This is a genomic window from Luteimonas sp. A478 (assembly GCF_054052025.1).
In genome coordinates this window covers 551,551-577,778 of sequence record NZ_JBSVRF010000002.1, presented here as the reverse complement: position 1 = coordinate 577,778, position 26,228 = coordinate 551,551, and the positions used below count along the sequence as shown (strand labels likewise).

Here is a 26,228-nt window from a genome sequence, read left to right as displayed (position 1 = left end):
AGGAGTTACACGCATGAACAACACCATCAAGAGCCATCCGCGAACCGTTCTGGCCGGCGCCCTCTCGGTTGCCCTGATGTTCGCCGCCGGCGGTGTCATGGCCCAGGACGCCGACCACGATCGCCAGGACCGGACCGCCACTGAGAACATGGATTCCGACCAGCCGATGGGCGACACCTGGATCACCACCAAGGTCAAGTCCAGCCTGCTTGCCGATTCCGACGTGGCCGGCCTGGACGTGGAAGTGGAGACCGTCAACGGCGTGGTCCACCTGCGCGGCAACGTTGACAACCAGACGCAGATCGACCGCGCCACCGAGATCGCCCGCGACATCGAAGGCGTAACCAACGTGGATGCTTCCGGTCTGACCAGCGCCGCGGGTACCAGCGACTTCTAAGCGGCGCGCGCGACAACACCAAGAACCGGAACGAATCCGGTCGATTGCTGGCTTCTCAAAGCGGTCCTGTCGATGACGGGGCCGCTTTTTTTGTGCGGAGCGCCGTTACGCCGGATCGGTCAGGGGACCTGGCAGGGCAACTTCCACCCGGTCGCGACCCGCGTTCTTTGCTGCATACATCGCCTTGTCCGCGCGGTTCAACAGCCGCTCGTAATCCGGATGTCCGTCGTAACCCGCCACCCCGACGCTCGCCGACAGCGCGAGCTCACTGCCATCGTTGAGGATGAACGGCCGCCCCCTGATCCGCTGCAGCAGTTCCAGGGCAATCCGGGCGGCCTGATCCACATCCGTCCCGACCAGCACCACCAGGAATTCTTCGCCGCCGAGCCGGAACACGTAGTCACTGGACCGGACCGCCTGGGACAACAGTGCAGCCACGTGCTTGAGCACCCGGTCACCCACATCGTGGCCCCAGGTATCGTTGACCTGCTTGAAGTGGTCCATGTCCATCGACACCAGCGCGAACTGGTGGCCATGGCTGTCCGCCAGATCAATCGACCGGCGCAGCACCGTAGGCAGGAACCGCCGGTTGAGCAGCTGGGTGAGGGTGTCGGAGCCCGCTTCCAGCTCGCCGATCCGCGACATCAGCGAAAGCAGCACCTTGCGGATTGTCCCCAGGCGCTTGCGGATGCCGGCCACCGCTTCCGGTACGGGAACCGGCCGGCGCACGCCACTGGCCAACAGATCGTCCACCTCACGCATCAGCGTGCGCACCAGGGTGGTCTCTGTGGTATCTCCCACGATGGACAGGCCCTTGTGCAGGAACCACAGGCCGAACTCGGAGTCCGACAGCGATCCGGGCATGGCCGCGTCGTTGCCGCTGGCCAATGCAAACAGCAGATCGTTCTCCCAGTCCAGCAGCAATGCGCGCTGTCGCTCGCGCTCGGTGCCTATGTTGTGGGCCAGGGAGAACAGCCGGTAGGCGGCGTCGGCCCGGGTGGAATCGTCCTGGGCGTCCGCGTAGGCCAGGGTCATGCACTCCAGCGCCAGGTCAAGCGATGCGTTGATCACCGACAGCGCGCCGAACACCACTTCCCGCGGCGCGCCGGAAACGGCCAGCCGCGCCAGCATCTTCTCCCGCAGGACCCGTGTGCCCCGATTGACCAGGTCCACCGGGATGTCGATCCGGGCGTGCACCAGCCCCACCTTCAGGTTGGTCTGGATGAGCGTATCCACATTCCCCTCGTGGGCTTCCAGCAGCTGGGCCAGCCAGTCCTGCAGGCCCGGGTGCAGCCGTCCGCGCACCTGGTCCACGGACAGGAAACGCGCAGCGCGCGGATCGTCCAGCAGGGTGGCGTAGAAGGCGTCCGCAAAGCTGGTGCTGTGGGCAATCAGGCCGCGGGCCAGGGCCGATGCATCCGGGGACGCAGCGCGCAGGCATGCCCGCCAGCTGTCCGCCAGGCGCGCGACGGCGTCGTCCTGAAAGTCGATATCTGTCATGAAACAAGGGCAGGAGGAATCAACCGCCAAGGATACCTGTGACCAGCCCGGTCAAACGGCGGCACCACCTGGAACGATCAAAGCATCCGCTGCAGCACGCCGTCCTTGCGCACCAGCCCGTGCCACAGCGCCGCGCCGATATGCCCCAGCACCAGCACCACCAGCAGCCAGGCCAGGGGCGAGTGGATCACGCCGCCGAAGGTGGCCAGCCAGGGGATCTCCGCGCCCGCGGCCACCAATTGGACGCCAAATGCCTCCAGCCCGTAGCCATTGCCGATCATGATGCTCATGCCGGTCAGCGGCATCAGCGCCAGGCACACGTACAGGGCGATATGGCCCGCCCGCGCCAGCGTGCCCAGCATCGGCGGAGGCGGCGGTGGGCGATTGTGCAGATTGCGCAGCGCCCAGATGATCCGCACCACGATCAGCACCCCGATCAAGGTGCCGATGGAAATGTGCCACGGCACCAGCGTTTCACCGACCCAGTGCTCACCGTCGTTGATGCGGTCGAACAGCTTCAGCGCCTGCCAGATGACCAGCACCCCCATGCCCCAGTGGAGCAGCCGCGAAACGGTTCCATAGCGTTCCCGGGTGTCACGACTCATAGCGTTTTCTCCATGTTGAACGTCAGGCTGGCCGCCCCGGCCAGCCAACCTTGATGCCAATCAGTGTCACCCATGCGACACCGCAAGTGCCAGTAGAGGCTAGGTGGCCGACGCCTGATCCAGCGATTGCAGCGCCTCGCGCGGCAGCTCCAGATCAGCGGCGCCCATGATGTCGTCCAGTTGCTCAAGGCTGGTGGCGCTGGCAATCGGCACCACCGACGGCCGGCTCATCAGCCAGGCCAGCGCGACCTGGGCCGGGGTGGCGCCGACATCGCCGGCCACCTTGCGTAGGACCTCGAGCAGCCGCATGCCGCGGTCGTCGAAGAACCCTTCCAGGAACGCGGCGCGCGCGGTGCCCTCCAGGTCCGCCTTGCTGCGGTACTTGCCGGTAAGGAAGCCGCTGGCCAGGGCGAAATACGCCACCACGCCCAGCCCCTCTTCCCGCACCACGCCGGCAAGTTCCTTTTCGTACCCGTCCCGGTCATAGAGGTTGTAGCCCGGCTGGATGACCTCGTAGCGCGACAGCTCGCGCTCGGCGGAAATCCCCAGCGCATCGCGCAGGCGGCCGGCGTTGTAGTTCGACGCGCCGATGGTGCGGACCTTGCCGGCGTCCACCAGCTGCGAAAACGCTCCCAGCGTTTCCTCCAGCGGCACCGTGGCATCGTCAATATGGGCGAAGTAGACGTCCAGGTAGTCGGTCTGCAGCCGGCGCAGCGAATCCTCCACCGCCGCGGCAATGTTCGCCGCCGACAGGCCCTTGCGCGCTTCCAGGCTGCCAACCTTGGTCATGATCACCACGTCATCGCGGCGGCCGCGGCGGGCCAGCCACTTGCCCATCACCGTTTCCGACTCGCCACCCGACAGGCCCGGTGCCCACGCCGAGTAGGAATCCGCGGTATCGATGGCGTTGAAACCGCGGGCGGTGAAGCGGTCCAGCAGGTCGAACGAGGTGGCTTCGTCGGCGGTCCAGCCGAACACGTTGCCGCCAAGCACCAGCCGGGCCACTTCGGGGCCGGAACGGCCAAGCGGTTGTTTCTTCATGGGGGATTCTCCTGTTTGAAAGGGGTCAGGCGATGTTCTCGACGATACCGCCTTCACCCGCGGGGTGCTTCAGCGCGGATCAGCCGAAACGGTATGCGGAAAGGGTGGTCTCCAGGACCACTTCGGAATAGACCCGCCGCCCGGGCGAGTGGCAGGCGGCGCCGGCAGCAACCATCAGCGGCAGCAGATGCTCCTCGGCGCCGGGGGGATGGCTGTCGCGGGCATGGGGGGCACTGGCCCACTCACGCAGCAGGGCGTCGCGCCGCTCCGGCGTGCTCTCCACCGCTGCGGTCAGCCACTGGTCGAACGTCGCCGACAGCGGCGTATAGCGCGGATCGCCGTAGCCGCGCATGTTGTGAAAGCTCATGCCGCTGCCGATCACCAGCACGCCCTCGTCGCGCAGGCCGGCCAGCGCCTGGCCCGCGCGGATGTGCGCGGCCGGGTCAAGATCGCGCCGCAGCGACAGCTGGACCACCGGCACGTCGGCATCGGGGAACACCAGTTTGAGCGGGATGAACATGCCGTGGTCGAAGCCGCGGGCCGCATCCACTCCGGCCGGCTCGCCACCCAGCCCCAGCAGCCCGGCAACGCGCTGGGCCAGCTCCGGATCGCCGGGCGCCGAGTAGGTCAGTTCATACGTGTGGGGCGGGAAGCCGCCGTAGTCATAGATCAGCGACGGCGCGGTGTGGCCGGTGAGCCGGAATTTCGGCTCCAGCCAGTGCCCGGACACCAGCACGATCGCGCGCGGAGCCTGCGGCAGGGTGGCCGCAATGCCCCTGAGGAACGCGGCCATGCCATCCCAGGTGCCGGGCGGGTTCCAGTCCATGAAGAAGCACGGACCAGCACCGTGGGGGATGAAGAACGTGGGCATGCGCGCGCCGGAAGCGGCGTCTGCAGCGGCGGAGGCGGGAGTCTGGATGTTCATGACACCCGTTATGCTGCCCCCACGACCGGAAAGAACCGGTAAAAACAGGACGCCCCTTTCCACCGCCGGTGCCTACGGGGGTATTCTCAGTGCCACTGGCAGTTCGGGGAGGATGGCCATGGAAAACGAGGAATTCCGGCGGGTGTTCCTGCCGTATTGCATCGAGCGGGTTGAAGGGCACGGCCACGTGGTGCTCAACCGGCTGCACAAGCCGCTGGGCATGCGCACCGGCGAGCACGTGGATTACGCACCGCACGCGGTCAGGTTCAAGGGGCTGACCCCCACCCGGGCCGAACAGCTCAGCCACAACCGCAGCAGCAACGTGGACCGCATCCAGCTTTACGCTGACGGCGGTGCGCCGACTGTCGGACGGGAGGAGTGGGATGCATACCAAGCTCGCCTGCAGGTATTGGCGGGGCTGGAGTTCGAATAGGCCCGAAGCCGCTGGTTACGCATCCACGACCCTGGACTCAGCTTTCAGTCGCTGCACGGCGTAGTCCATGCCGCCTTGGTCCACTTTGCCAAGTGCGCAATCGGTGCGGCGGATCCGGAGCGCACGTAGGTGCGCCAAGACGTAGCGCGTGCTCATCCACGCGAGCAGTGCACCGGAGACGAGCTTCGGTCCCTCAGCAGCGTTCGCTGTCTGTCTGCTCTTTCTGCGGAGCGACGGCTGCTCCTGAACAGCGCTCCCCACATCGGATGCTGGGCGTTCGGGGGTGCGGTAACGGCCCGGAAGACTGCCCGGGCCGTCGCCTCAAACCTACTCGCCTGCGTGCGCAGTCAAGAACAGGGATTTTTCTAGGGAAGTAAAGAAATCCTGGTAATGCTTCGGGTCTTCAATCGGCCTGACCCCAATCTGGGCATTAGCGCGTACCAACATCCTGTCTGCCCCCCTGGGCCGGACCGAAACCGTGACCTTCGCCTGATAACCGTCCAGCTTGGTAGCGCTCACTGCGCCGAGGACGGAATCCGCACGATCAATGATAAAACCCAGATCTTGGAGCGTAGATATCGTCGCGCGCAGGACGCGCTCTCTATCGTCAGTTTCGAATATCCGTGATTGGTAACTACGGCGTTGGAGCTGACTTTCTCCGCCCAAGTCAAGCGCGTGCTGCGTCGTGCTAACGCAACCGCTGAACAGAAGCACCGACCCAAGCACCAACCCACTCAAATAAAGCTTCATACCTGGTGCGCCTCCAAAAAAACCGACTTCGAGAGTTGACTGTGGAACTCCTGATAAAGCTCGGGATTGTTCAGCGTTTCCACATGAACTGAATTATCGGTACGCCGCACAACACGGTGGAAATTAACTCGCACGTAATTATTATCAGGAACCGGCTTCCCGGAACTGTCGTTTACAGACCGTACAACCAGAGATACCCGAATTGTCTGGTCCTTGCTGATAGCCATGGCACCGCCGCCAAGAAGAGCAACAAATATAGCGGCGGTCACCTCCGCCCCACTCGTCGCGTCTCGCTGCTTGTCAGCTGTCAATACACCAAGACTCGTTTCAGACTCGCCCAGGTTATATCCCAAGTCCTGAAGAACGTTTGAGCTCGCCACCAGCAGATCCTCTCGCGAGAGACCCTCGTACCGACGAGTTTGCTGCTGACGCAATTCAAGTAGTTCTGGCGTTACAACGAATACATTCTGCGGCACCGACACACAGCCGGCGAGAAATAGAACCGCTGAGAGACCCCAGATTATTCTCACAGTCAGAACCTCGACGTGTGGTAAGCGAAGTCTCGGACGGCACCATCATGATCAAACTTAATAATGATGGTCAGCGTTCGCTGACTGGTGGCCGCCGCCCCGCTTGAACGACTCCCACCTGCACCGACGCCACCGGCTAGGCTTCCGCCGAACCCGAGGATCAGCGAGTTGACTCCGCCACTGCTTGACGAATAAACGTGTTCGGTCGCGATCTTGTCATACATCCAGACTTCTCGACGCTCTTCATCGGTAGAGACGATGTTTGGTGACCCGAGAACCTGGGCTACCTGCGCCCCGCTCATGCCAACCCTGACTTCACGCTGGACAGTTCCGACAGTCAGTCGATCTCCGGCGTCATCTTGGACAGCGGCCCGATGGTCGCCAGCACTTTGGCATGCTGACAGCAGCCCTGTCAGCAATGCTGCCGACAGGCATGCACCCTTGAAATTTTTGAACATATTTTCCCCCTTGATTTTGGCTCTGGACTCAAACAGCCTGCATTCCGCTTGCTCGAAAGTTGAGGCGCGCCAGCTCCTCATTCTACTTCCAGTTACATGGGCGTGCTCGCCGCCGCCGCCGCACACATACATACAGTCTGCGATTGAATCAAGCCCCTGCCGGATGCCACGTGGATGCTGGTCGGGGGCCGCGGGTTCATCGCTCCGTTAGCATGGGGCGCCCTTCCCTGCGATGACGCCAATGAGCCAGTGGCAGCACCTGGTACGTGATGTTCCCGATTTCCCGAAGCCCGGTATCCTGTTTAAGGACATTACGCCGGTGCTCGCCGATGCCGGTGCCTTTGCCGCGGCGGTCAGCCAGATGATGGACCCATGGCGCGATGGGGCGCTGGACGCGGTGGTAGGCATCGAGTCGCGAGGCTTCATCCTTGGGGCGGCCATGGCCCAGGCGCTGGGCACGGGGTTCGTGCCGGTGCGCAAGCCGGGGCGCCTACCGGCCGACACCCTGTCACAGGATTACGCGCTGGAGTACGGCACCAACCAGCTGCAGATCCACGTTGATGCGCTGCCGCCGCGCGCCCGGGTGCTGCTGGTGGACGACGTGCTGGCCACGGGCGGCACGCTGGTGGCCGCGCTGGACCTGCTGCGCCGCCAGGGCGCCGAGGTGGCCGGGGCGTCGGTGCTGTTCGAGATGCTGGCCCTGGGCGGTCGCGCACGCTGGACCGACGCCACGCCGCTGTTGGCCGCTGCCGCCTATTGAGGCCCGCTGACCGTGGCGTGGTGATCGCGCCACGGTAGATTCAGCGCCGCTGCGCTGCGCGGCGATCGAAGCAGTGCTGGCCCACGCCGTGGCGCCAGACATCGCCGCCCCAGGGCTGACGCCGGTCCTGCGCGGTGTCGGTGACGAACCGCGCGCAAACGCGGTAGTCGCGCTCGCCGGCGACCTCGTAGCCGTACGCCGAGCCGTCGACCGGGTCGCTGGGCAGCGCAGTGCCGGGCGTCGCCAGTTCGTCCAGCCCCGCCGGAAGCGTGCCGGTACGGTGATAGTGGGCTTCCACCAGACGGGAGACGCGCGCCAGGTCCTGCTCGCGCCGCGTGTCCAGCCGCGCTTCGCGCTCGGAGGCCGGCGAGCGGATCACCGCCACCGAGGCGATCAGGGTCGCCAGGACCACCACGGCGGTCGCGCCCAGCACCACCCGCCCGGAGATTCCCGCGGCCGGCGCCTGGCGCTCTTCGCGGCGCAGATCCTGCAGGTACCAGCCGAACACCGTGCCGGCGATCACCGCCACCACCAGCACCTTGAGCAGGAAGCGCGCCGACAGCCCGCCACCCAGCAGGTTGTAGACCAGCACGATCATGTCGCCGATCAGCACCGAGGCGGCGAAGAACAGCGTCAGGTAGGTGAGCCAGCGGCGCACCGCGGACAGGCGCCGCACGGGACTGTCGGCCAGCTCCCGCGCCAGGCCGCGGGCGACGGCCACGAACACCGGGAACGCGATCACCACCCCGGCGATCGACCAGCGCATGGAGCTGTCCAGGCGGCCGCGGGCGGACTCGCCGTCGGCCGCATCCGGCAACGCCAGGTTGATGAGGTCGAACAGCAGGCTGCCCACGTGCCAGGCGCTCAGGTACAGCGTGGCGAACATCAGCAGATACAGGAACACCTCGCGCGCGGAGAGATAGGGGCGCGGGCGCGGCACCGGCACCGCGAACGGCACGTCGGCCCAGGCGCCCAAGGCGCTGTCGACCTGCACCCGGTCCCAGCCGGCCGCGTCGAGCGCTGCCGCGACTTCTTCCTTCGAGGCGCCCCTGGCGAGCGCCTCGCGCACGAACAGCTCCAGCTCCTGCGTTGCCACCGCCATGCCGCACTTCCGTTTGTGAGTTTCCAGTGCGCGAATCTAGCAGGATGCCGAACCGTGGGTGTCAGCCGGCGATGACGGACCCCAGTACCTGGCGCAGCACCTGCCGGTCCAGCGTATCGGCCAGGCCCGGATTGCGCAGTCTGCGTATCGACAGGCCCTCCACCATCGCGGCCAGGATCTCCCGCCGGGTCGCGGCCCCATGGCCGGTGTCTTCCAGAGTGGAAACGATCATTTGCCTGGCTTCGTCGTCATATGAGCGCAGCATCTGCTGGATCTCGGGGTTGCGCGTGGCTTCTGCCAGGATCTCCATGGTCAGCGATGCGCCGCCGCTTTCCCGGGTGAGTACATCGACCACCCCTTCGTAGATCAGATCAAGCATGTCCGCCTGGGTCCCGGCAGCCCGCAGCCGTTCCGCGAACCCCTCCATCACCGTGCGCTCGCGGGCGACGATCGCTTCAACGATGTCTTCCTTGCGCTTGAAGTAGTGGAATACGTGACCGGTGCTCATGCCGGCAGTGGCGGCGATCCGCGCCATGCTCGAGCCGTGGAAGCCCTCGCGGCGGAAGCACTCGGTGGCCGCATCCAGGATCTGGGCCCTGCGCGCCTCCCCCTTGGTGGTTGCGGACCGCGACGGTTGGCGGGTCGTGGTTTGCTCTGATTTTCGCATTTAGGTAGTATGACCAACCAAACTAGGATGATCAACCAATTACCGAATTGAAACACACATACGCCGCCCAAGCCCGATCCCGACTGGGCAACCGGCCAATGCGCTTTGACCTGCCGGCCACCAATGACGGTGACCGGGGGCCGTTGTCCGTTGCGCCAGCGCCCAGACCCTACGCAGGTGCGCCCGGCCCCTGGCACTCCCCCGACCTGCGGCTGCTGGCGCAGGGACTTGTCCGGGCGGGCGCACTCTGGTGCCTGATGGCCATCCCGGCAGTTGCGCTGCTGGTGGATATCCAGTGGCTGGGCAACAGCGTGGGAGAGCACTCGCTGGTGGAAAGCATCCAGTTGCTGCTGCTGGCCGTCACCGCCGCCGCGTTTCTCACCCTGGCCCGTGGCAATCCTGGCGAACGCCGCTTCGCCGTACTGGCCGCCGGATTCTTCATCTGCATGGCCATCCGCGAAACCGATGCCGCCTGGGATCTGGTATTCGACGGCCTCTGGCAGATCCTGGTGGCCGCGGTGGCCCTGGCAGCGGTGGCCTATGCGGCTGCCGATTGGCGGGCTGCGCTTCGCGCCATGGCGCGCTTCGTGTCATCCCGGTCCGGGGTGCTGATGATCCTGGCGCTGGGCATCCTGCTGGTCCATTCGCGCCTGCTGGGCATGAGCCTGATCTGGGAGGGACTGCTGGACGAGCAGTATCTGCGGGTATTCAAGAACGCCGTGGAAGAAACCACCGAGCTGCTGGCTTACGTGCTCATCTCCACATCCGGGATCGCGTATCTGGCCCGGCACCTGAAATTCAAACGTCCGCGCCAGGGGCTCCGGCTCCTGTCGGCGCGGAACGAACTGGAGTCAACATGATCAACAGCATGAAGAACATCGCTTTCGTCGTCGAAGAGGGGGCCGGAGAAGGCCATTCCGACCTCGGCGATCACGCCGCGAGGCTGGCCCGCATCCACGATGCACACCTGATCGGCATCTACGCCATCGACACCGCGTCCGGGCACCGCGCCAGCGGCCACATCCGCGGTGCGCAGGCCCTGCAGGAGGCCGCCGCCCGCCGCCAGCGGGAGCAGGAGCGTCGGGTGATCCGCGCCGGCCGCCACCTGGCCCGCCTGACCAGTCGCCATGAGATCAGCGCGGAATTCCGCGTGGTGATGCTGGACCATTCGGATGAAACCATCGGCCGGCACTCGCTGTACTGCGACCTGGTGATGGTCAGCCACCCGCCCTCGCCGCGATGGCCCGCCGAATGGACGCCCGACCGCATCCTCGCCGAAGGCGGTTCACCGGTGCTGGTCGTGCCCCAGGCCTGGCAAAGCGAACACATCGGCAAGCGCGTCATGGTGGCCTGGAACGGCAGTCGCGAGGCGCGCCGGAGCATCACCGACGCCATGCCGTTCATCGTTTCCGCCGACGAAGTGCGGGTGGTGGTGGTGGACAGCGACAAGGATCCGCGCTGGGAAGGCGCCGATGCCGGCGCAACCCTGGCCCAGCACCTGGCCCGGCACGGGGCGAAGATCGAGGTGGACCAGATCCAGTCCGGCGGCGCGCCGGTGGCCGAGGCCCTGCTTGAACATGCCAAGGCATCCCGGACCGATCTGCTGGTGATCGGCGCCTACAGCCGCTCGCGCGTCTACCAGCGGTTCTTTGGCGGCGTGACTACCACCCTGCTGGCGGAAGTCCCGGTCCCGCTGCTGATCTCGGACTGAAGCCGCGGGCGTCGAGGGCGTAGCCCCGACGCCGACGTGGCGATGGCGATCAGGCCAGCAGCGGGTTCGGCCGCTCCGTATCGATCTTGTAGAGCTTCAACGCGCGGGCGGCGTCCTTGGCGGTCATCTTGCCGTCCCTGGCCAGCGCGTCGATCGCCGCGTGGGCGATGTGGAAGCGGTCGACCTCGAAGTGGCGGCGCAGGTTCTCGCGGGTATCCGAGCGGCCGAAGCCGTCGGTGCCCAGAACCGTGTATGTCGTCGGCACAAAGGCGCGAATCTGGTCGGCGTAGGCGCGCACGTAGTCGGTAGCGGCGATGGCCGGACCCTGGCGGCCTTCCAGCAGTTCGGTGACGTAAGCCTTGCGCGGCTTCTTCGCCTCCGGGTTGAAGCGGTTCCAGCGCTCCACGTCGAAGCCGTCGCGGCGCAGCTCGCTGAAGCTGGGGCAGGACCAGATGTCGGCGGTGACGCCGAAATCCTTGTCCAGCAGCTCGGCCGCGGCGATCGCTTCGCGCAGGATCGTGCCGCTGCCGAGCAGCTGCACCCGCAGCTCGCCCTTCTTCGGCTTGCCGGCGTCCTTGAGCAGGTACATGCCCTTGATGATCCCTTCCTCGGCACCGTCGGGCATGCCCGGGTGGCCGTAGTTCTCGTTCATCAGGGTGAGGTAGTAGTACTCGTCCACCTGCTCTTCGAGCATGCGCTGCATGCCGTACTGCAGGATCACTGCCACTTCGTGGGCGAACGTGGGGTCGTAGCTGCGGCAGTTGGGAACCGCGCCGGCCATCAGGTGGCTGTGGCCGTCCTCGTGCTGCAGGCCCTCGCCGTTGAGCGTGGTCCGCCCGGCGGTGGCGCCAAGCAGGAACCCGCGCGCGCGCATGTCGGCCGCCTGCCAGGCAGCATCGCCCACGCGCTGGAAGCCGAACATCGAGTAGAAGATGAAGAACGGCAGCAGCTGCAGGTCGTTGGTGCTGTAGCTGGTGGCCGCGGCCATCCAGCTGGCGAACGCGCCGGCCTCGGTGATGCCTTCCTGCAGCACCTGCCCGGCCTCGTCCTCGCGGTAGTACATCAGCTGGTCACGGTCGACCGGCTTGTACTTCTGGCCCTGCGGGGCATAGATGCCGATCTGGCGGAACAGGCCTTCCATGCCGAAGGTGCGGGCCTCGTCGGCCACGATCGGCACCACCCGCGGCGCCACCTGCTTGTCGCGCAGCACGATGCCCAGCGCCTGCACGAACGCCATGGTGGTGGAGATCTGGCGCTCGCCGGTGTCCTTGAGCAGACGCTCGAACACCTCCATCTTCGGCGCCGGCAGCGACTCGCTGGCCTTCATCCGGCGCTGCGGCAGAAAGCCGCCCAGCGACTTGCGGCGTTCGTGCATGTACTGCACTTCCTCCGAGTCCTTGCCGGGGTGGTAGAACGGCACCGCGCCGTCCTTGAGCTGGTCGTCGTCGATCGGGATCTTGAACCGGTCGCGGAACACGCGCACCGCCTCGTCGTCCATTTTCTTGGTCTGGTGGGTGGGGTTGAGCGCCTCGCCGGCGCTGCCCATGCCGTAGCCCTTGACCGTCTTGGCCAGGATCACGGTGGGCATGCCCTCCGTTTCCGAAGCGGCCTGGTAGGCGGCATGGACCTTGTGCGGGTCGTGGCCGCCGCGGTTCAGGCGCCAGATGTCGTAGTCGGACAAGTTGGCGACCAGGGCTGCGGTCTCCGGGGTCTTGCCGAAGAAATGTTCGCGGGTGTAGGCGCCGCCGAAGGCCTTGCAGTTCTGGTATTCGCCGTCGACGGTTTCCATCATGATCCGCCGCAGGATGCCGTCCTTGTCGTTGGCCAGCAGCGGATCCCAGTAGCTGCCCCAGATGAGCTTGAGCACGTTCCAGCCGGCGCCGCGGAACTGGCCCTCCAGCTCCTGGATGATCTTGCCGTTGCCGCGCACCGGGCCGTCCAGGCGCTGCAGGTTGCAGTTGATCACGAACACTAGGTTGTCCAGGCCCTCGCGGCCGGCCACCGAGATCGCGCCCAGGCTTTCCGGCTCGTCGGTCTCGCCATCGCCCAGGAAGCACCAGACCTTGCGGTCGGTCTTGGGCATCAGCCCGCGCGCCTCCAGGTACTTCCAGTTGCGCGCCTGGTAGATCGCAGCGATCGGGCCCAAGCCCATCGACACCGTGGGGAACTGCCAGTAATCGGGCATCAGCCACGGATGCGGGTAGGAGGAAATGCCGCGGCCGTCGACCTCCATGCGGAAGTGGTCCAGCTGGTCCTCGCTCAGGCGGCCTTCCAGGAACGAGCGGGCGTAGATGCCCGGCGAGCTGTGGCCCTGGATGCCGATCATGTCACCCGGATGGTCGCCTTCGGGCCCGCGCCAGAAGTGATTGAAGCCCACGTCGTACAGGGTGGCGGCGCTGGCGAAACTGGCGATATGCCCGCCCAGGTCGCCCGGCTTACGGTTGGTGCGCACCACCATGGCCATGGCGTTCCAGCGGATCAGCGAGCGGATCTTCCACTCCATCGCCGCGTCGCCGGACATGCCCGGCTCCAGGTGGGCCGGGATGGTGTTGATGTATTCGGTGGTCGGCGCAAACGGCAGGTGGGCGCCCGCACGGCGGGTCAGCTCCACCATATTTTCCAGCAGGTGGTGCGCGCGCTGCGGTCCGTCGTTGTCGATGACCGCCTTGATCGACTCCACCCACTCCCGGGTCTCTGCGGGATCGGGATCGTTTTCCAGTACGTCGTTCAACCAGTTCATCGCTTGGGGCTCCGCTCGCGGCCGCCTGTGCAGCCGTGGTTTGGTCAGTGGATCGAATCCCACGATTCTAACAGGCGCGCACCCTTGGGCCGGGCGCGCGGCGGGGCCGCCACACCGTCGCCTTCACGGATTTTTCACAAGATTGGGCCATGATTCGTCGGTTCAAACGGGGAAGGACCACGGCACCAACGCCCGCTGTCCTGCAGTTGCTGCCAATCCATGCCAATCAACATAGCCGAAGCCGATTCTTCGAAATACCGCCTGCCAGGCCTGATCCTGGCGGTTGCGGCGATCGTGGTCGTGCCTTTCCTGCTCAATGCCCTGGCCACGCAGGCCAACACCCGCGCGCAGGCATGGCTGGTGCACAGCCACCAGGTGGAAGCCCGGGTGAGCACTCTGGCCGCGGACGTGCGCAGCGTGGAGGCCGCGGCCCTGGGCCTGGGCTACGGCGTGGACATCGAAGTGCTGCTCGACCGGATCAGCTACAGCCGTCCGCGGATCGAACCGCTGCTGGAGGAGTTGCATACGCTGACGCAGGACAATCCGGTGCAGCAACGGCTGCTCGGCGAACTGCACGCGATGGTCACCTTGCGCCTGGGCGAGATCTACCGGCTGCTGGATACCGCCACCGGGCCGACGACCGCGGAAGTGCAGACGATGCTCACGCGCTTCCCGATCCACAAGCTGATCGACCAGCTCAACACCGAGGAGCACCGGCTGCTGGAGCTGCGCCAGGCCGAGGCACAGGTGGCCGAACGGCGCGCCACGCTGGTGGGCGGCGCCGGTCTGGTGCTGCAGCTGCTGCTGCTGGGGCTGCTGGCCTGGTACAGCCTGCGCCAGGGCGCGCGCCGAATCAGCGCCGAGCAGGATGCCCGCAGCGCCAGCTCGCGTGCCGCAGTGATGCTGGACACCGTGCGCGAGCCCATCGCACTGCTCGACGGGAACAACCACGTATTGATGTACAACACCGCCTTCGGAGAGCTGTACGGCGTGGAAGACGACAGCCGCGGCGAGCCGCTGACCGCCTTCGGCGCCGGCGCATGGCAGGAACCGACCGTGCTGCGGCGGCTGACCGACGTACTGACCCGCGGGCGCGAACTGTGGGATTTCCAGATCACCCAGCGCACCGCCGACTCCGTGGAACGGGTGATGCTGCTTTCGGCCCGGCGCATGGAGCTGCCGGACAGCGAGCAGCAGGCGGTGCTGCTGACCGCCAGCGATATCAGCGCCCAGATCCTCCACGAGCGCCAGATCCGCGAACTGAACCGCCAGCTGGAAGGCAAGATCGAACTGGTGTCGGACGTGAACCGCGAGCTGGAGGCGTTCAGCTATTCGGTCTCGCACGACCTGCGCGCGCCGCTGCGTCATATCGGCGGCTTCGCCGACAAGCTGGGCCGGCACCTGGGCGAGGGGGCCGACGAAAAGAGCCGCCATTACCTGGATGTCATCACCGGATCGAGCAAGCGCATGTCGGCGCTGATCGACGACCTGCTGGTGTATTCACGCCTGGGACGCAGCGCGCTGCGCCTGCAGATGGTCGATATGCAGTCGGCGGTCAACGACACCCGGGCCCTGCTGGACGCCAACGCCCGGGAAGACAACCCCGACCACGAGATCCACTGGCAGGTGCACAACCTGCCGGTGGTGGTGGGTGACGAAAACATGCTGCGCCAGGTCTGGCTGAACCTGCTGGGCAACGCGGTCAAGTACAGCGCCGGCTCCGAACCCGCGCGGATCACGGTCAGTCACGAACTGGACGCGGATGGCAGCCACCACTTCCAGGTGGTCGACAACGGCGCCGGATTCGACATGAAATACGGCGACAAGCTGTTCGGCGTGTTCCAACGACTGCATGCACCCAGCGAGTTCCCCGGCACCGGCATCGGCCTGGCCAGCGTGCGCCGGGTGCTGGTTCGCCACGGCGGCCGGATCTGGGCAGAATCAGAGCCTGGCAAAGGTGCCACCTTCCACTTCACCCTCCCGGCCGCCAGCGAGCTGCAGGAACACAGGAATACCGGAACATGACCCAACTTCGCACCATCCTGCTTGCGGAAGACAGTCCGCACGATGCCGAAATGGCGATCGATGCGCTGCGCGATGCCAACCTCGCCAATCCCATCGTGCACGTGGAAGACGGCGTGGAGACGCTGGACTACCTGTTCCGCCGCGGCCGCTTCCAGGATCGTGAAGACAGCGATCCCGCGGTGCTGCTGCTGGACATCAAGATGCCGCGCCTGGACGGCCTGGAAGTGCTGACCGAACTGCGCAAGGACAGCCGCTTCAACCACCTGCCGGTGGTGATCCTGTCCTCTTCACGCGAAGAAAGCGACCTGGCGCGCAGCTGGGATCTGGGAGTGAACGCCTACGTGGTCAAGCCGGTGGATGTGGACCAATTCTTCGAAGCAGTGCGTACCCTGGGCCGGTTCTGGGCGGTTCTCAACGAACCACCGGCGGCTGACTAGGCAGCAGCGATCATGAGCCGGGCGCCGGGCCAGCCATACCGGGTGTTGTTGATCGAGGATTCCCGCGATGACGCGGAGCTGATTTCCATTGCCCTGCGCGACGGCGGGCTGCGAGTGGATTGCACCCACGTATGGTCGGCGGACGCCGTGCGTCAGGCGCTACGCGACACCCCGCCGCAGCTGGTGCTGTCGGATCTGAACCTGCCGGGCTTTTCCGCCGAAGAGGCGCTGGCGCTTGTGCGCGCCCACGACCCTGCACTGCCGTTTGTGCTCCTCACCGGTGCGCCGCTGCTCGGCCTGTCCGACGATCCGCCACTGGCCGCCGACGCGGCCCTGTCAAAGGACGACCTGCACCAGCTGCCGGCGCTGGTCCGCAGCCTCGTGGCGTAGGCCGGGGTCGGGGCCGGGCCCCGACGCCTCAGCCGCCGCGGCTCTTGCGGATCTGCGACTCGACCGCGGCAATGGCGGTCATATTGATCACCCTGCGCGGGGTGGCGGTGGGGGTCATGATGTGGGCCGGACGGCTCACGCCCATCAGGATCGGCCCCAGCGCGGCGCCGTCGGTCATCACCCGCACCATGTTGTAGGTGATGTTGGCCGCATCCAGGTTGGGCAGCACCAGCAGGTTGGGCTGGCCCGAAAGCGTGGTATTGGGGAAGATCCGCCGGCGCATGACTTCGTCCCAGGCGGTGTCGGGCATCATCTCGCCGTCCACCTCGAGCTTTGGCGCGCGCTCGGCCAGGATCTCCCGCACCTTGCGCATCTTCATCGCGCTGGGGCTGGCGTGGCTGCCGTAGTTGGAGTGCGACAGCAGCGCGATCTTGGGCTCGATCCCGAACAGCTTGAGCCGGTAGGCGCCCTGGATGGTGGCTTCGGCCAGCTGTTCGGCAGTGGGGTCTTCCTGCACATGGGTGTCGAGGAAGAACCACAGGCCGCGATCGCTGACCACGCCGGTCATGGCGGCGGTGCACTGCACGCCGCGATCCAGTGGCAGCACGCTGCGGATATAGCCGAGCTTCTTGTGGAAGCGCCCGACCATGCCGCACAGCATGGCGTCGGCTTCACCGCGCTCGACCATCAGCGCGGCGATCAGCGCCGGCCGCGAGCGCATCAGGTTCTTGGCCGAATCCGGGGTGATGCCGCGGCGCTCGGTCAGGGCGTGGAACTGGGTCCAGTAATCGTGGAAGCGCGGATCATCGTTGATGTTGGTCAGGTCGAAGTCGCGCCCTTCCTCCAGGCGCAGCCCCAGCTTGCGGATCCGAGTCTCAATCACATCCGGCCGCCCGATCAGGATCGGACGCGCCAGGCCCTCGTCGACCACGGTCTGCACCGCGCGCAGCACGGTCTCTTCCTCGCCTTCGGCGTAGACCACGCGCTGGCGGTCGTCACGGGCGCGGTCGTAGACCGGCTTCATCACCAGCGCGGTGCGGGTGAGGAAGTGGCGGAGCTTTTCGCGGTAGGCATCCATGTCCTCGATCGGACGCTGGGCCACGCCCGAGTCCACGGCCGCCTGGGCCACGGCCGGCGCAAGCACGGTCAGCAGGCGCTGGTCGAACGGGCGCGGGATGATGTATTCCGGCCCGAACGTGGGCACGTCGCCACCGTAGGCGCTGCCCAGGTCGCTGGCCTCGGCCTTGGCCAGCTCGGCGATGGCATGCACGCAGGCCAGCTTCATCTCTTCGTTGATACCGGTGGCGCCGGCGTCCAGCGCACCGCGGAAGATGTAGGGGAAACAGACCGCGTTGTTGACCTGGTTGGGGTAGTCGGAGCGGCCGGTGGCGATGATTGCGTCCGGGCGCACCAGCTTGGCCGCTTCAGGCAGGATTTCCGGGTGCGGATTGGCCAGCGCCAGGATCACCGGCCGCTCGGCCATGGTGGCCACCATTTCCGGCTTGAGGATGCCGCCGGCGGACAGGCCCAGGAACACGTCCGCGCCGGCCACGATCTCGGCCAGCTCGCGCTTGTCGGTGTCACGGGCGTAGCGGCGCTTGGCCTCGTCCAGGTCGTCACGGCCGCTGTGGATCACCCCGCCGCGGTCGAAGGCGGTGATGTTCTCGGGCTTCAGCCCCAGCGCCACCAGCATGTCCAGGCAGGCAATGCCCGCTGCGCCGGCGCCAGTGGTGGCCAGCTTCACGTCTTCGATCTTCTTGCCGGCGATTTCCAGCGCGTTGACCACCGCCGCGCCGACGATGATCGCCGTGCCATGCTGGTCGTCGTGGAACACCGGGATCTTCAGCCGTTCGCGCAGCTTGCGCTCGACGACGAAGCATTCCGGCGCCTTGATGTCTTCCAGGTTGATGCCGCCGAAGGTGGGCTCCAGGCTGGCGATGATGTCGACCAGCTTGTCCGGGTCGCGCTCGTCGATCTCGATGTCGAACACGTCGATGCCGGCGAACTTCTGGAACAGCACGCCCTTGCCTTCCATCACCGGCTTGCTGGCCAGCGGCCCGATATCGCCCAGGCCCAGCACCGCGGTGCCGTTGGTGATCACCGCCACCAGGTTGCCGCGGGCGGTGTAGTCACCGGCGGTAAGCGGATCGGCGGCGATTTCCTCGCAGGCGTAGGCCACGCCGGGCGAGTAGGCCAGGGCCAGGTCGCGCTGGGTCAGCATGGCCTTGGTGGCCGTGACCTTGATCTTCCCGGGGGGCGACAAGCGGTGGTAGTCCAGGGCCGCTTTGCGGAACTCTTCTGCGGATTCGATGGGGCTGGACGGTTTGTCTGACATCTCACTCTGACCTGCTGCTGGAATCCCAATTCTAGCCGGTCCGGATGCCGCCTACGCCAGCCGGGGGCGCATGACACATAACCCCGGGCTATGCAGGACCGGCCCTATTTCAATGGTCAATGATTGCAGCAGGCATGAAGATGGATGGATCTTCGGCCAATATCCACGGCCAAAAAACGAACCCCATCTGTCCGGAGAGGTCCGATGCCCCAGCTGTACCGCCTCATGCGATCCTGCGGCCTCGCCGCCTGGCTGACGGTCGCGCTGCTGCTCACGGCCTGCTTTGAGGTCCGCCAGGAGCCGGCCGCCGGCACCGTGGACCTGATCATCGCCGGCGGCACGCTGTTTGACGGCAGCGACAGTCCCGGCCGCAGCACGGATGTCGCCATCACCGGGGACAGGATCGTCGAGGTGGGCCCGCACCTGGCCGGCCGCTACCAGGCGGCGCGCACCATCGACGCCCGCGGGCTGATCGTGGCGCCGGGTTTCATCGACCCCCACACCCATCCTTCCACCTACATCCGCTCTCCTGATCCCCAGGCCCGACGCAACCTGCCGTGGCTGCACCAGGGGGTCAGCACGATCTTCATCGGAATCGATGGAGGGGGCACCCCGGATATCGCCGATCAGCGCGAATGGTTCGAAAGCCACGGGACAGGCACCAATATCGCGGCCTACGTTGGACTGGGAGCGGTCAGGCGGCGCGTGCTCGGCAACGCGGACCGTGCCCCCGACGCGCACGAACTGCAGCAGATGCGCGGCATGGTCGCCGAGGCGATGTGCCAGGGCGCCATCGGCCTCTCCACGGGCCTGTTCTACGCCCCGCAGAGTTTCGCCAGCACCGACGAGGTGGTGGCGCTGGCCAAGGAGGCCGCCATCCGCGGTGGCGTCTACGACACCCACCAGCGCGACGAATCCAGCTACTCGATCGGCCTCATGGACTCAATCGAGGAAGTGCTCGAGATCGGTCGGCGGGCGCGGATCCCGGTGCATATCGCCCACATCAAGGCGCTGGGCACGGACGTGCACGGCAGCGCCGGCAAGATCATCGAGCGCATCGCGCGCGCGCGCGAGGAAGGCATCCGGGTGACCGCCGACCAGTACCCCTGGCTGGCCTCGGCGACCGGGATCGAGGCCGCACTGCTGCCGCGCTGGGCCCAGGATGGCGGCCGCGAAGCGTTGTTCGCTCGGCTCGACGATCCGGACAGCGCGGACCGGATCCACAGTGAAATGGTGCAGAACCTGCGCCGGCGCGGGGGAGCCGCCGCAGTCCTGATGATCGGCGAGGGCTGGCCCTGGTCGGGCAGGACGCTGGAGGAAATGGCGGACACGTGGGAGACGGAGCCGGTGGAGGCGGCACTGCGGATCATCCGCCACGGCGGACCGGGCGGCAGCGGGTCCGCACGGAAGATCGCTTCGTTCAACATGCACGCGGATGATGTGGCGGAACTGATGCGCCAGCCGTGGGTGCTGACCGCCTCCGACGGCGGCGACGGACATCCACGCCAGTACGCGACCTTCCCGGAAAAATACGCCCGCTTCGTCATCCAGGAAGGCGTCATCGACCTGCAGTCCTTCATCCACCGCTCGACCGGCCTGACCGCCGACACCTTCGGCCTGGAGGATCGCGGCTACCTGCGCGCCGGATACCACGCCGATGTCGTGGTGTTTGATCCCGAACGGTACGCGCCGGCTGCGACCTACGTGGAACCTTCGGTCCTGTCCAAGGGCGTGGAATATCTATTCATCAACGGCACGGCCATGATCGATCGCGGCGAGACGGCGGAAGCCCTGCCGGGGCGTATGCTGCGCCACCATCCGCCTGCCGGTACCTGCGATTGAGCACTACCGTGCGCCTGATTACACGAGGAGTCCCTGTCGATGCTGCAACTTGATGCGGTGCAGACCCTTGCCCTTGCGGGCATCGCGCTGTTCCTGGGTTACGGCCTGTGCCGATGGGTGCCGGTGCTTGGAAAATACAACCTTCCGCCACCGGTGATCGGGGGGCTGGTGTTTGCCATAGCGGTGTGGATTGCGCATGCGCGGGACACCACGTTATTCGTACTCGACACCAGCCTGCAGACGCCGTTGATGATCGCCTTCTTCACCACGATCGGCATGAACGCCAGCCTGAGGCTGCTGAAGATCAGCGGTACCCAAGTGATGATCTTCCTTGGGCTGGCGAGCGGCTTCGCGGTGTTCCAGAACCTGCTGGGCATGGCGGTGGCGGTGGGCTTCGACCTGCATCCGCTGTTCGGCGTGCTGGCCGGCTCGACCACGCTCACCGGCGGGCCGGCCACGGGCCTGGCATTCGCGCCGCTGTTCGAGGAGGCCGGCGTGGTGGGCGCGGAGTCGATCGCCGTGGCCTCGGCGATGGCCGGCATCGTGCTCGGCGGGCTGGTGGGCGGCCCGGCGATCACGGTGATGATCCGCCGCTTCCGGCTGTCGCCGTCCAGCCAGCAGGCGCAGGTTTCACCAGACCTGGAGACGACCGGTCCGGCACCATCGGAGGCGGTACGCGAATTCAACGCGCTCAAAAGCATCGTGACCCTGCTGATCGCGATGTGGCTGGGTGCATGGGTCAGCGGCTGGATCTCCGCTACCGGCATCACCCTGCCCGCCTACGTGGGAGCAATGCTGGTGGGCGCGGCGATCCGCAACCTGGATGACAGGACCGGGTGGATCGGCCTTTCGGTGCCCACCACCGATCTGATCGGCAACGTGTGCCTGGCGCTGTTCCTGTCGGTGGCGCTGATGAACCTCAAGCTCTGGGAGCTTGCCGGGCTGGCGCTTCCGCTGGTGCTGAACCTGGTGCTGCAGGTGGGCGCGGTGGTGGCCTTCTGCATCGTGGTGTTCCGGGTCATGGGCCGGGACTACGACGCCGCCATCATGGGCGGCGGTTTCATCGGCTTCATGCTTGGCACCACCGCCAATGCGATGGCTGTGATGCGCGCCCTGGTCGAACGCTACGGCGCGGCGCCGCGCGCATTCCTGGTGGCACCCCTGGTCGGCGCGTTCTTCATCGACTTCACCAACGCTCTGATCATCACCGGCTTCATCAATTTCTGGAGCTGACCGGACCGATGAAGTGTTCGTACAGCGCGCGGTTCACCGCGTCCCGGAGCTCCGGGTCCCTGACGCCGTTGGTGATCACGATGAAGCCGTACTTCCTGTCGGCATCAAAGAACATCGAGCTGTACAGCCCGTAGGCGGAACCGGTGTGACCGGTCAGGGTCGCGCCCGGCACCAGGCTCCGGTCGGTGCGCAGGGCCAGCCCGTAGCCTGCGTTGTCATCAATACGGACGGCGGGCGCCTGCATCATGGCGGCGTGTTCGGGACTGATGATCCGCGCGCCCGCCCACTCGCCCTGGTTCATGTGCATCAACATGTACCGGGCCAGGTCGGACGCGCTGATCTTCATGCCCCCGGTGGGCGAGAACAGGGGCGCGCTGTAGCCCAGCCGGTAGTCCGCCAGGCGCTCGCCCAGCGGCGCATACGCGGCATTCGAGCGCACGAAGCCCGCGCCGTCCCGGTAGCGGTAGATCTGCGCGAAGCGTTCCGCATCCAGCACGTCCGCCCAATGGCCGCCGTACAGGCCCAGAGGCTCGAGCACGTGCTGCTTCACGTACCTGTCAAACCGCTCCCCCGAGGCCCTTTCGATGATCGCCCCGACCATGTTGTAACCCAGGTTGGAGTACTCGTACTGCTGCCCCGGGGCGTGGGCCGAGTAACTTTCGGCCCAGGTCGCGTTGGCCCCGGGATTGATGATGTCCAGGCTGCCGTATTGCTGGCTGTCGGTAATGGACGAGGTGTGGTTGAGCAGCATCCGCAGCGTGATCGCCTGTTCCGGGAACGCGGGATTGCGCACCGGGAATCCAAGCAGCCCACCCACGTCGTCGTCCAGCGACAGCCTGCCCTGCTCCACCAGTTGCAGGACCGACACCGCTGCGAACGACTTGGAGATGGACGCTATGCGGAACACGTCATCCTCCTCCAGCGGCATGCGCGCTTCCCTGTCCTTCCACCCAAGGCTGTTGCGGTAGACGATGTCGTTGTCCCCGACCACCACCACCGCCAACCCCACCGCCTCGTGCTCGGCCATGAGTCCGGCGAGCCTCTCTTCGATGCCGCCCGCCAAGGCGGGGAGCAGCGCAAACAGCGACAGCAGGAGCGCCGCACACATGGCGACGCTACGTTTTGCAGAGTGTCTGGATCGCATCGCGCTTCCTCTTGCTGGATGGGCGCCGGGCGGCTGATGCCGCCCGGCGTCGTGCAGTGGCCGGATCAGTCGAAGCTCTTGGTCAGGGTCAGGTAGTAGCCACGCCCCAGCACGTTGTGCACACCGGAATAGAAGCCGATGGCCGTGGTCGAGAGCGGCGGGTCGCGATCAGCCACGTTGCGTACCGTGAGCCGGATGCGGGAGCCGTCGAGGAAGTTGTCCAGCCCGTCGAAGCGACGCTCCAGGTACAGGTTTGTAGTGGTCCAGCTCGGAATCTGGAAGCGGTTGCCATCGCGCAGCGCACCGGTGGATTCGAACTCGCCCACGTAGCGCACATGGGCCCCGGTGAGCCAATCACCCTTGCGCCATGAAAGGTTGGCTGTCGCCCGCCACTCTGGCGATCCGTTGATGCCAAGCAGGTTGCCGGCGCTGCTGAGCCGGAACCCGTCGCTGATGATGCCCGCTTCCTGGGCGTCCAGGATCATCTGCTCGTCGGCCACCGGATCCTGGGTGCGCTCGATCAGGCGGGAGGCATTGATGCTGTAATTGAACGTGCCCGCCCGCTCAGTCGGGATCCGGTGGGTCAGCCCGAAGTCGATGCCGCGGGTGGTGCGGGGCAGCCGGTTGATGTAAGTGTCATTGACCACGCTGACGGTACCGACCGGGTCCAGGCCGGTCCCCACGAAGTCCTCGATGCGGGTGTCATCGGGATCGTTCCTGACCACGTTCGGGTTGTGCGAACCCTGCATGCGCGCCAGGTAATCCAGCGCCAGCTGGGCCTGCTCGCCGAGGATGCCGATCACGTCCTCCTGCTCGATCACCCAGTAGTCGGCGGTCAGGGTCAGGCGGCCTGCAGCCTTGGGCAGGAAGGTCGGCTGGAACACGAACCCGACCGAATAGGCGTCGGAGGTTTCCGGCTGCAAGTCGCGGTTGCCGCTGCGCTCGGCCTGGGTGCTGGAGCCACGGCCACACCCGGACCAGCTGTCGATGCGGCCGGCACGCAGGTCCGCCTCGCACAGGTAGTAATCGGTGCGGGTATTGCTGACCACGGTGCCTTCGGCGTAAAGCTGCAGGATATTGGGCGCCAGGAAGCTCTGCGCCCAGTTGCCCCGCACCATGAAGTCCTCGCTGAGGTTCCACGCCAGGGCGACCTTGGGGTTGGAGACCCAGCCGAAGTCGGAATAGTTCTCCCAGCGGCCGGCCAACTGCAGGTCAAGGCTGCGCACCAGTGGAATCCCCATCTGCGGCGACACCAGCGGTACGGCGAACTCGCCGTAGAACGAAGCCACGTTGCGATCACCGGAGTTGCTTGCCGCCGGGCTGGCGCCCAGCACGTCGCTGGTGATTTCCCCGGTCATCGGGTTGGTGTAGGTGATCTCGCCGTTGAAGCGCGGATCGCGCACGTCATTCAGCGTTTCACGACGCCACTCTGCACCAAAGGCAAGGCCCACGTCGCCGGCGGGCAGGTTGAAGATGCTCTCGTGCAGGAACCGGGTGTCCACCTGGAACAGGCTCGCGGTGCTGTAGCGGACCACCGGCACGGTGAAGCTGGCAATGGTGTCCGGATCGCTCGGAGTCGCGTCAAGCCCTGACCAGTCGTTCGGATCACCGCCATTGAACGGGTTGTAGGCGCCCGGATCGGAACGCCCTAACGCTTCGGCAAACAGGGAGTTGCTGATCGAGCCGTGCTGGGTGTCCTCGGTGGTTGCGCGCGAGTACAGCACCGCGCTTTCCCAGTCGAAATTGCCCAGGTAGCCACGCACGCCCGCCATGACCCGGTAGGAATCATCGTCCACCGTGTAGGGACGCGCTGTGTCGATGGCACGATAGCTGGTGATGCGCAGATCCAGGCCTTCTTCCGGCGCATCGATGCCGGGCAGGCGGTTGGGGTTGAGCGTGCCGTCCGGCAGGTACATCGCGCCGAACGGGTTGTAGTAGTTGGACGCGGGGACGATCATCGGCGCCGAGCCCAGCGACGACGCCTGTTCGCGCATGCTTTCGAACCGGGCCTTGTAGTAACTGACTTCGCCGAAGGCGACGAAGTTGTCGTTGATGTCCTGCTCAATGGTGCCGAACAGGTTGGTCCGGCCCACGCCACCCAGGATATTGCGCTGGTGCATCGAGTTGAAGCGCCGGGGACGATCTTCGGCGGTGCTGAAGGCACCGGTCTGGATGCACACGTCATCGTTGATCTGCATCAGGCAGCGATGCTCCAACGGCTGCATGTGGAAGTAACCGGTCCCGCTGGTGATCAGATCACCGTCCATCGAAACCGTCCGGCCATCGCGGGTCTGGAATGCCGCCCAAGGCGTGGTGGTCATGCGGTTATCGAAGGAGGTATGGCCCTCAAACGGGGTTCCTTCCAGCATCTCCCGGCGATCCATGTTGGCGGTGCGGGGATGTTCGCTGGCCGCCACTTCGGATCGGTAGGTGTGTCCGCCCAGCAGGGTCACCCGCGTGCGCCCATCGTTGAACCAGCGGCCGGCCTTGAAGTTGAAGTTGCCCTGGCGCAGGTCGATGTTTTCCGAACCGCCGTACTGCGCCTGCACTTCCAGACCCTGGAAATGGGTGTCCATCACCACGTTGAGCACGCCGGCTACCGCGTCCGATCCGTACAGCGCCGAAGCACCGCCCATCAGCACCTCCATCTGGCGCACCCCGTACAGCGGGATCGAGTTCATGTTGGCGGTCTGGCGCGGAACCAGGGCCTCCGTCTGCGTACCTGGGTGCGGGACCATGCGCCTGCCGTTGACCAGCAGCAGGGTATTGCCGGTACCCAGGTTGCGCAGGTTGATCGAGCCGATATCGCCGCGCGCGGCATTGAGGTTGGCGGCGACGTCGGTATTGTCGAACATCATGTCGCCCACCTGCGGCAGGCTGCGCAGCAGCTCTTCACCGGAGACCGCGCCGGTGGCCTCGATCTCCGCTTCGTCCATCACCGCCACCGGGACCATGCCGGCCTCGTTGTTGCCGGCGAACCGGCTGCCGACGACCACGACCTGATCCAGCTCGGCGATGCGTTCGGCCGCAGCCTGCTCGTCGGTCCGGCGCCGCTCCCCGTCATCCGTCGGCGGGGGTGCACCCGGGTCCGCGGCCGGCGGAGTCTGGGCGAAAGCCGGCGCGCCGGCGAGGATCGCGCCCACGACCGCTGCGAGTATGGTTTTCCGGTACGTCTTCATGTGTCTTCGCTCCCACGAACCATC

General features: G+C 66.1%; 23 protein-coding genes. 10 read left to right on the top strand and 13 right to left on the bottom strand.

From position 1 onward, the window contains the following. Window positions 1-13 precede the first annotated feature (13 nt). A complete protein-coding gene (locus tag ACW7G3_RS06295; protein WP_456981768.1) occupies window positions 14-397 on the top strand; it encodes a BON domain-containing protein in 384 nt (127 codons plus the stop codon). 105 nt (window positions 398-502) lie between these two features. On the opposite strand, the gene ACW7G3_RS06290 is transcribed toward ACW7G3_RS06295, so the two are convergent. From ACW7G3_RS06290 to ACW7G3_RS06275, 4 genes are all read right to left on the bottom strand, one after another. Then, entirely contained in the window at window positions 503-1,897 is a 1,395-nt protein-coding gene (locus ACW7G3_RS06290) for a diguanylate cyclase (protein ID WP_456981767.1), read from the bottom strand. Window positions 1,898-1,974: 77 nt separating this feature from the next. Continuing rightward, entirely contained in the window at window positions 1,975-2,502 is a 528-nt protein-coding gene (locus ACW7G3_RS06285) for a cytochrome b (RefSeq protein WP_456981766.1), read from the bottom strand. Window positions 2,503-2,601: 99 nt separating this feature from the next. Then, on the bottom strand, window positions 2,602-3,543 hold the full coding sequence (locus ACW7G3_RS06280; RefSeq protein ID WP_456981765.1) for an aldo/keto reductase: 942 nt from the start codon (window positions 3,541-3,543) through the stop codon (window positions 2,602-2,604). Window positions 3,544-3,622: 79 nt separating this feature from the next. Then, on the bottom strand, window positions 3,623-4,468 hold the full coding sequence (locus ACW7G3_RS06275) for a DODA-type extradiol aromatic ring-opening family dioxygenase (RefSeq protein WP_456981764.1): 846 nt from the start codon (window positions 4,466-4,468) through the stop codon (window positions 3,623-3,625). 118 nt (window positions 4,469-4,586) lie between these two features. On the opposite strand from ACW7G3_RS06275, the gene ACW7G3_RS06270 reads away from it, so the two are divergent. Then, window positions 4,587-4,901 (top strand): hypothetical protein, encoded by a 315-nt coding sequence (locus ACW7G3_RS06270; RefSeq protein WP_456981763.1) that lies wholly within the window; start codon window positions 4,587-4,589, stop codon window positions 4,899-4,901. 327 nt (window positions 4,902-5,228) lie between these two features. Here ACW7G3_RS06270 and ACW7G3_RS06265 read toward each other — a convergent pair whose 3' ends face one another. The 3 genes from ACW7G3_RS06265 to ACW7G3_RS06255 form a co-directional block, all read right to left on the bottom strand. After that, entirely contained in the window at window positions 5,229-5,651 is a 423-nt protein-coding gene (locus ACW7G3_RS06265; RefSeq protein WP_456981762.1) for a hypothetical protein, read from the bottom strand. Continuing rightward, a complete protein-coding gene (locus ACW7G3_RS06260) occupies window positions 5,648-6,031 on the bottom strand; it encodes a hypothetical protein (RefSeq protein WP_456981760.1) in 384 nt (127 codons plus the stop codon). The genes ACW7G3_RS06265 and ACW7G3_RS06260 overlap by 4 nt, the downstream gene beginning before the upstream one ends. A 152-nt stretch (window positions 6,032-6,183) precedes the next feature. Next, window positions 6,184-6,720: a hypothetical protein gene (locus ACW7G3_RS06255; protein WP_456981759.1), complete on the bottom strand. Its 537-nt coding sequence runs from the start codon at window positions 6,718-6,720 to the stop codon at window positions 6,184-6,186. 151 nt (window positions 6,721-6,871) lie between these two features. On the opposite strand from ACW7G3_RS06255, the gene ACW7G3_RS06250 reads away from it, so the two are divergent. Continuing rightward, on the top strand, window positions 6,872-7,399 hold the full coding sequence (locus tag ACW7G3_RS06250; RefSeq protein WP_456981757.1) for an adenine phosphoribosyltransferase: 528 nt from the start codon (window positions 6,872-6,874) through the stop codon (window positions 7,397-7,399). A gap of 40 nt (window positions 7,400-7,439) precedes the next feature. Here the strand turns inward: ACW7G3_RS06250 and ACW7G3_RS06245 are convergent, their stop codons facing one another. Further along, window positions 7,440-8,501, bottom strand: coding sequence for a DUF5671 domain-containing protein (locus ACW7G3_RS06245; protein WP_456981755.1), 1,062 nt, complete (start codon window positions 8,499-8,501; stop codon window positions 7,440-7,442). Window positions 8,502-8,562: 61 nt separating this feature from the next. Next, window positions 8,563-9,168 (bottom strand): TetR/AcrR family transcriptional regulator, encoded by a 606-nt coding sequence (locus ACW7G3_RS06240; RefSeq protein WP_456981754.1) that lies wholly within the window; start codon window positions 9,166-9,168, stop codon window positions 8,563-8,565. Between the two features lie 98 nt (window positions 9,169-9,266). Here ACW7G3_RS06240 and ACW7G3_RS06235 point away from each other — a divergent pair, with 98 nt between their 5' ends. Together ACW7G3_RS06235 and ACW7G3_RS06230 are read left to right on the top strand one after the other, a co-directional pair. Continuing rightward, window positions 9,267-10,028: a hypothetical protein gene (locus tag ACW7G3_RS06235; protein WP_456981752.1), complete on the top strand. Its 762-nt coding sequence runs from the start codon at window positions 9,267-9,269 to the stop codon at window positions 10,026-10,028. Further along, window positions 10,025-10,879: a universal stress protein gene (locus ACW7G3_RS06230; protein ID WP_456975365.1), complete on the top strand. Its 855-nt coding sequence runs from the start codon at window positions 10,025-10,027 to the stop codon at window positions 10,877-10,879. The genes ACW7G3_RS06235 and ACW7G3_RS06230 overlap by 4 nt, the downstream gene beginning before the upstream one ends. Window positions 10,880-10,928: 49 nt before the next feature. Here ACW7G3_RS06230 and aceE read toward each other — a convergent pair whose 3' ends face one another. Further along, complete coding sequence (gene aceE / locus ACW7G3_RS06225) at window positions 10,929-13,619, bottom strand: pyruvate dehydrogenase (acetyl-transferring), homodimeric type (RefSeq protein WP_456981750.1); 2,691 nt, start codon at window positions 13,617-13,619, stop codon at window positions 10,929-10,931. 219 nt (window positions 13,620-13,838) lie between these two features. Here aceE and ACW7G3_RS06220 point away from each other — a divergent pair, with 219 nt between their 5' ends. From ACW7G3_RS06220 to ACW7G3_RS06210, 3 genes are read left to right on the top strand one after another with little or no spacing between them, the layout of a single operon-like run. After that, window positions 13,839-15,644 (top strand): sensor histidine kinase, encoded by a 1,806-nt coding sequence (locus ACW7G3_RS06220; protein WP_456981748.1) that lies wholly within the window; start codon window positions 13,839-13,841, stop codon window positions 15,642-15,644. After that, window positions 15,641-16,081 carry a response regulator gene (locus ACW7G3_RS06215; RefSeq protein ID WP_456975371.1) on the top strand — a complete coding sequence of 147 codons (441 nt, stop codon included), beginning with the start codon at window positions 15,641-15,643 and terminating at the stop codon, window positions 16,079-16,081. Before ACW7G3_RS06220 ends, ACW7G3_RS06215 begins: the two co-directional genes overlap by 4 nt. Before the next feature lie 12 nt (window positions 16,082-16,093). After that, a complete protein-coding gene (locus tag ACW7G3_RS06210) occupies window positions 16,094-16,471 on the top strand; it encodes a response regulator (protein ID WP_456975373.1) in 378 nt (125 codons plus the stop codon). Between the two features lie 28 nt (window positions 16,472-16,499). Here ACW7G3_RS06210 and ACW7G3_RS06205 read toward each other — a convergent pair whose 3' ends face one another. Next, on the bottom strand, window positions 16,500-18,806 hold the full coding sequence (locus tag ACW7G3_RS06205) for an NADP-dependent malic enzyme (RefSeq protein WP_456975375.1): 2,307 nt from the start codon (window positions 18,804-18,806) through the stop codon (window positions 16,500-16,502). Between the two features lie 204 nt (window positions 18,807-19,010). Between ACW7G3_RS06205 and ACW7G3_RS06200 the strand changes: the two genes are divergently transcribed. Together ACW7G3_RS06200 and gltS are read left to right on the top strand one after the other, a co-directional pair. Beyond that, window positions 19,011-20,648 carry an N-acyl-D-amino-acid deacylase family protein gene (locus ACW7G3_RS06200; protein WP_456981746.1) on the top strand — a complete coding sequence of 546 codons (1,638 nt, stop codon included), beginning with the start codon at window positions 19,011-19,013 and terminating at the stop codon, window positions 20,646-20,648. A gap of 39 nt (window positions 20,649-20,687) precedes the next feature. Beyond that, a complete protein-coding gene (gltS, locus tag ACW7G3_RS06195) occupies window positions 20,688-21,881 on the top strand; it encodes a sodium/glutamate symporter (RefSeq protein ID WP_456981744.1) in 1,194 nt (397 codons plus the stop codon). Here gltS and ACW7G3_RS06190 read toward each other — a convergent pair. Both ACW7G3_RS06190 and ACW7G3_RS06185 read right to left on the bottom strand, forming a co-directional pair. Beyond that, complete coding sequence (locus ACW7G3_RS06190) at window positions 21,865-22,989, bottom strand: serine hydrolase domain-containing protein (RefSeq protein ID WP_456981742.1); 1,125 nt, start codon at window positions 22,987-22,989, stop codon at window positions 21,865-21,867. The genes gltS and ACW7G3_RS06190 overlap by 17 nt on opposite strands. A 101-nt stretch (window positions 22,990-23,090) precedes the next feature. After that, a complete protein-coding gene (locus tag ACW7G3_RS06185) occupies window positions 23,091-26,204 on the bottom strand; it encodes a TonB-dependent receptor plug domain-containing protein (RefSeq protein WP_456981741.1) in 3,114 nt (1,037 codons plus the stop codon). Between the last annotated feature and the right edge of the window lie 24 nt (window positions 26,205-26,228).

Excerpts from the sequence above, each read along its gene's own strand:
- ACW7G3_RS06215 (WP_456975371.1), top strand. The coding sequence starts at position 15,641 with ATGACCCAACTTCGCACCATCCTGCTTGCGGAAGACAGTCCGCACGAT.
- ACW7G3_RS06235 (WP_456981752.1), top strand. The coding sequence starts at position 9,267 with ATGCGCTTTGACCTGCCGGCCACCAATGACGGTGACCGGGGGCCGTTG.
- ACW7G3_RS06280 (WP_456981765.1), bottom strand. The coding sequence starts at position 3,543 with ATGAAGAAACAACCGCTTGGCCGTTCCGGCCCCGAAGTGGCCCGGCTG.
- ACW7G3_RS06285 (WP_456981766.1), bottom strand. The coding sequence starts at position 2,502 with ATGAGTCGTGACACCCGGGAACGCTATGGAACCGTTTCGCGGCTGCTC.
- ACW7G3_RS06210 (WP_456975373.1), top strand. The coding sequence starts at position 16,094 with ATGAGCCGGGCGCCGGGCCAGCCATACCGGGTGTTGTTGATCGAGGAT.
- ACW7G3_RS06245 (WP_456981755.1), bottom strand. The coding sequence starts at position 8,501 with ATGGCGGTGGCAACGCAGGAGCTGGAGCTGTTCGTGCGCGAGGCGCTC.
- ACW7G3_RS06240 (WP_456981754.1), bottom strand. The coding sequence starts at position 9,168 with ATGCGAAAATCAGAGCAAACCACGACCCGCCAACCGTCGCGGTCCGCA.
- ACW7G3_RS06270 (WP_456981763.1), top strand. The coding sequence starts at position 4,587 with ATGGAAAACGAGGAATTCCGGCGGGTGTTCCTGCCGTATTGCATCGAG.
- ACW7G3_RS06230 (WP_456975365.1), top strand. The coding sequence starts at position 10,025 with ATGATCAACAGCATGAAGAACATCGCTTTCGTCGTCGAAGAGGGGGCC.
- ACW7G3_RS06205 (WP_456975375.1), bottom strand. The coding sequence starts at position 18,806 with ATGTCAGACAAACCGTCCAGCCCCATCGAATCCGCAGAAGAGTTCCGC.
- ACW7G3_RS06255 (WP_456981759.1), bottom strand. The coding sequence starts at position 6,720 with ATGAGGAGCTGGCGCGCCTCAACTTTCGAGCAAGCGGAATGCAGGCTG.
- ACW7G3_RS06220 (WP_456981748.1), top strand. The coding sequence starts at position 13,839 with ATGCCAATCAACATAGCCGAAGCCGATTCTTCGAAATACCGCCTGCCA.
- ACW7G3_RS06275 (WP_456981764.1), bottom strand. The coding sequence starts at position 4,468 with ATGAACATCCAGACTCCCGCCTCCGCCGCTGCAGACGCCGCTTCCGGC.
- ACW7G3_RS06265 (WP_456981762.1), bottom strand. The coding sequence starts at position 5,651 with ATGAAGCTTTATTTGAGTGGGTTGGTGCTTGGGTCGGTGCTTCTGTTC.
- ACW7G3_RS06250 (WP_456981757.1), top strand. The coding sequence starts at position 6,872 with ATGACGCCAATGAGCCAGTGGCAGCACCTGGTACGTGATGTTCCCGAT.
- ACW7G3_RS06290 (WP_456981767.1), bottom strand. The coding sequence starts at position 1,897 with ATGACAGATATCGACTTTCAGGACGACGCCGTCGCGCGCCTGGCGGAC.
- ACW7G3_RS06190 (WP_456981742.1), bottom strand. The coding sequence starts at position 22,989 with ATGTGTGCGGCGCTCCTGCTGTCGCTGTTTGCGCTGCTCCCCGCCTTG.
- ACW7G3_RS06200 (WP_456981746.1), top strand. The coding sequence starts at position 19,011 with ATGCCCCAGCTGTACCGCCTCATGCGATCCTGCGGCCTCGCCGCCTGG.
- aceE (WP_456981750.1), bottom strand. The coding sequence starts at position 13,619 with ATGAACTGGTTGAACGACGTACTGGAAAACGATCCCGATCCCGCAGAG.
- ACW7G3_RS06295 (WP_456981768.1), top strand. The coding sequence starts at position 14 with ATGAACAACACCATCAAGAGCCATCCGCGAACCGTTCTGGCCGGCGCC.
- ACW7G3_RS06185 (WP_456981741.1), bottom strand. The coding sequence starts at position 26,204 with ATGAAGACGTACCGGAAAACCATACTCGCAGCGGTCGTGGGCGCGATC.
- gltS (WP_456981744.1), top strand. The coding sequence starts at position 20,688 with ATGCTGCAACTTGATGCGGTGCAGACCCTTGCCCTTGCGGGCATCGCG.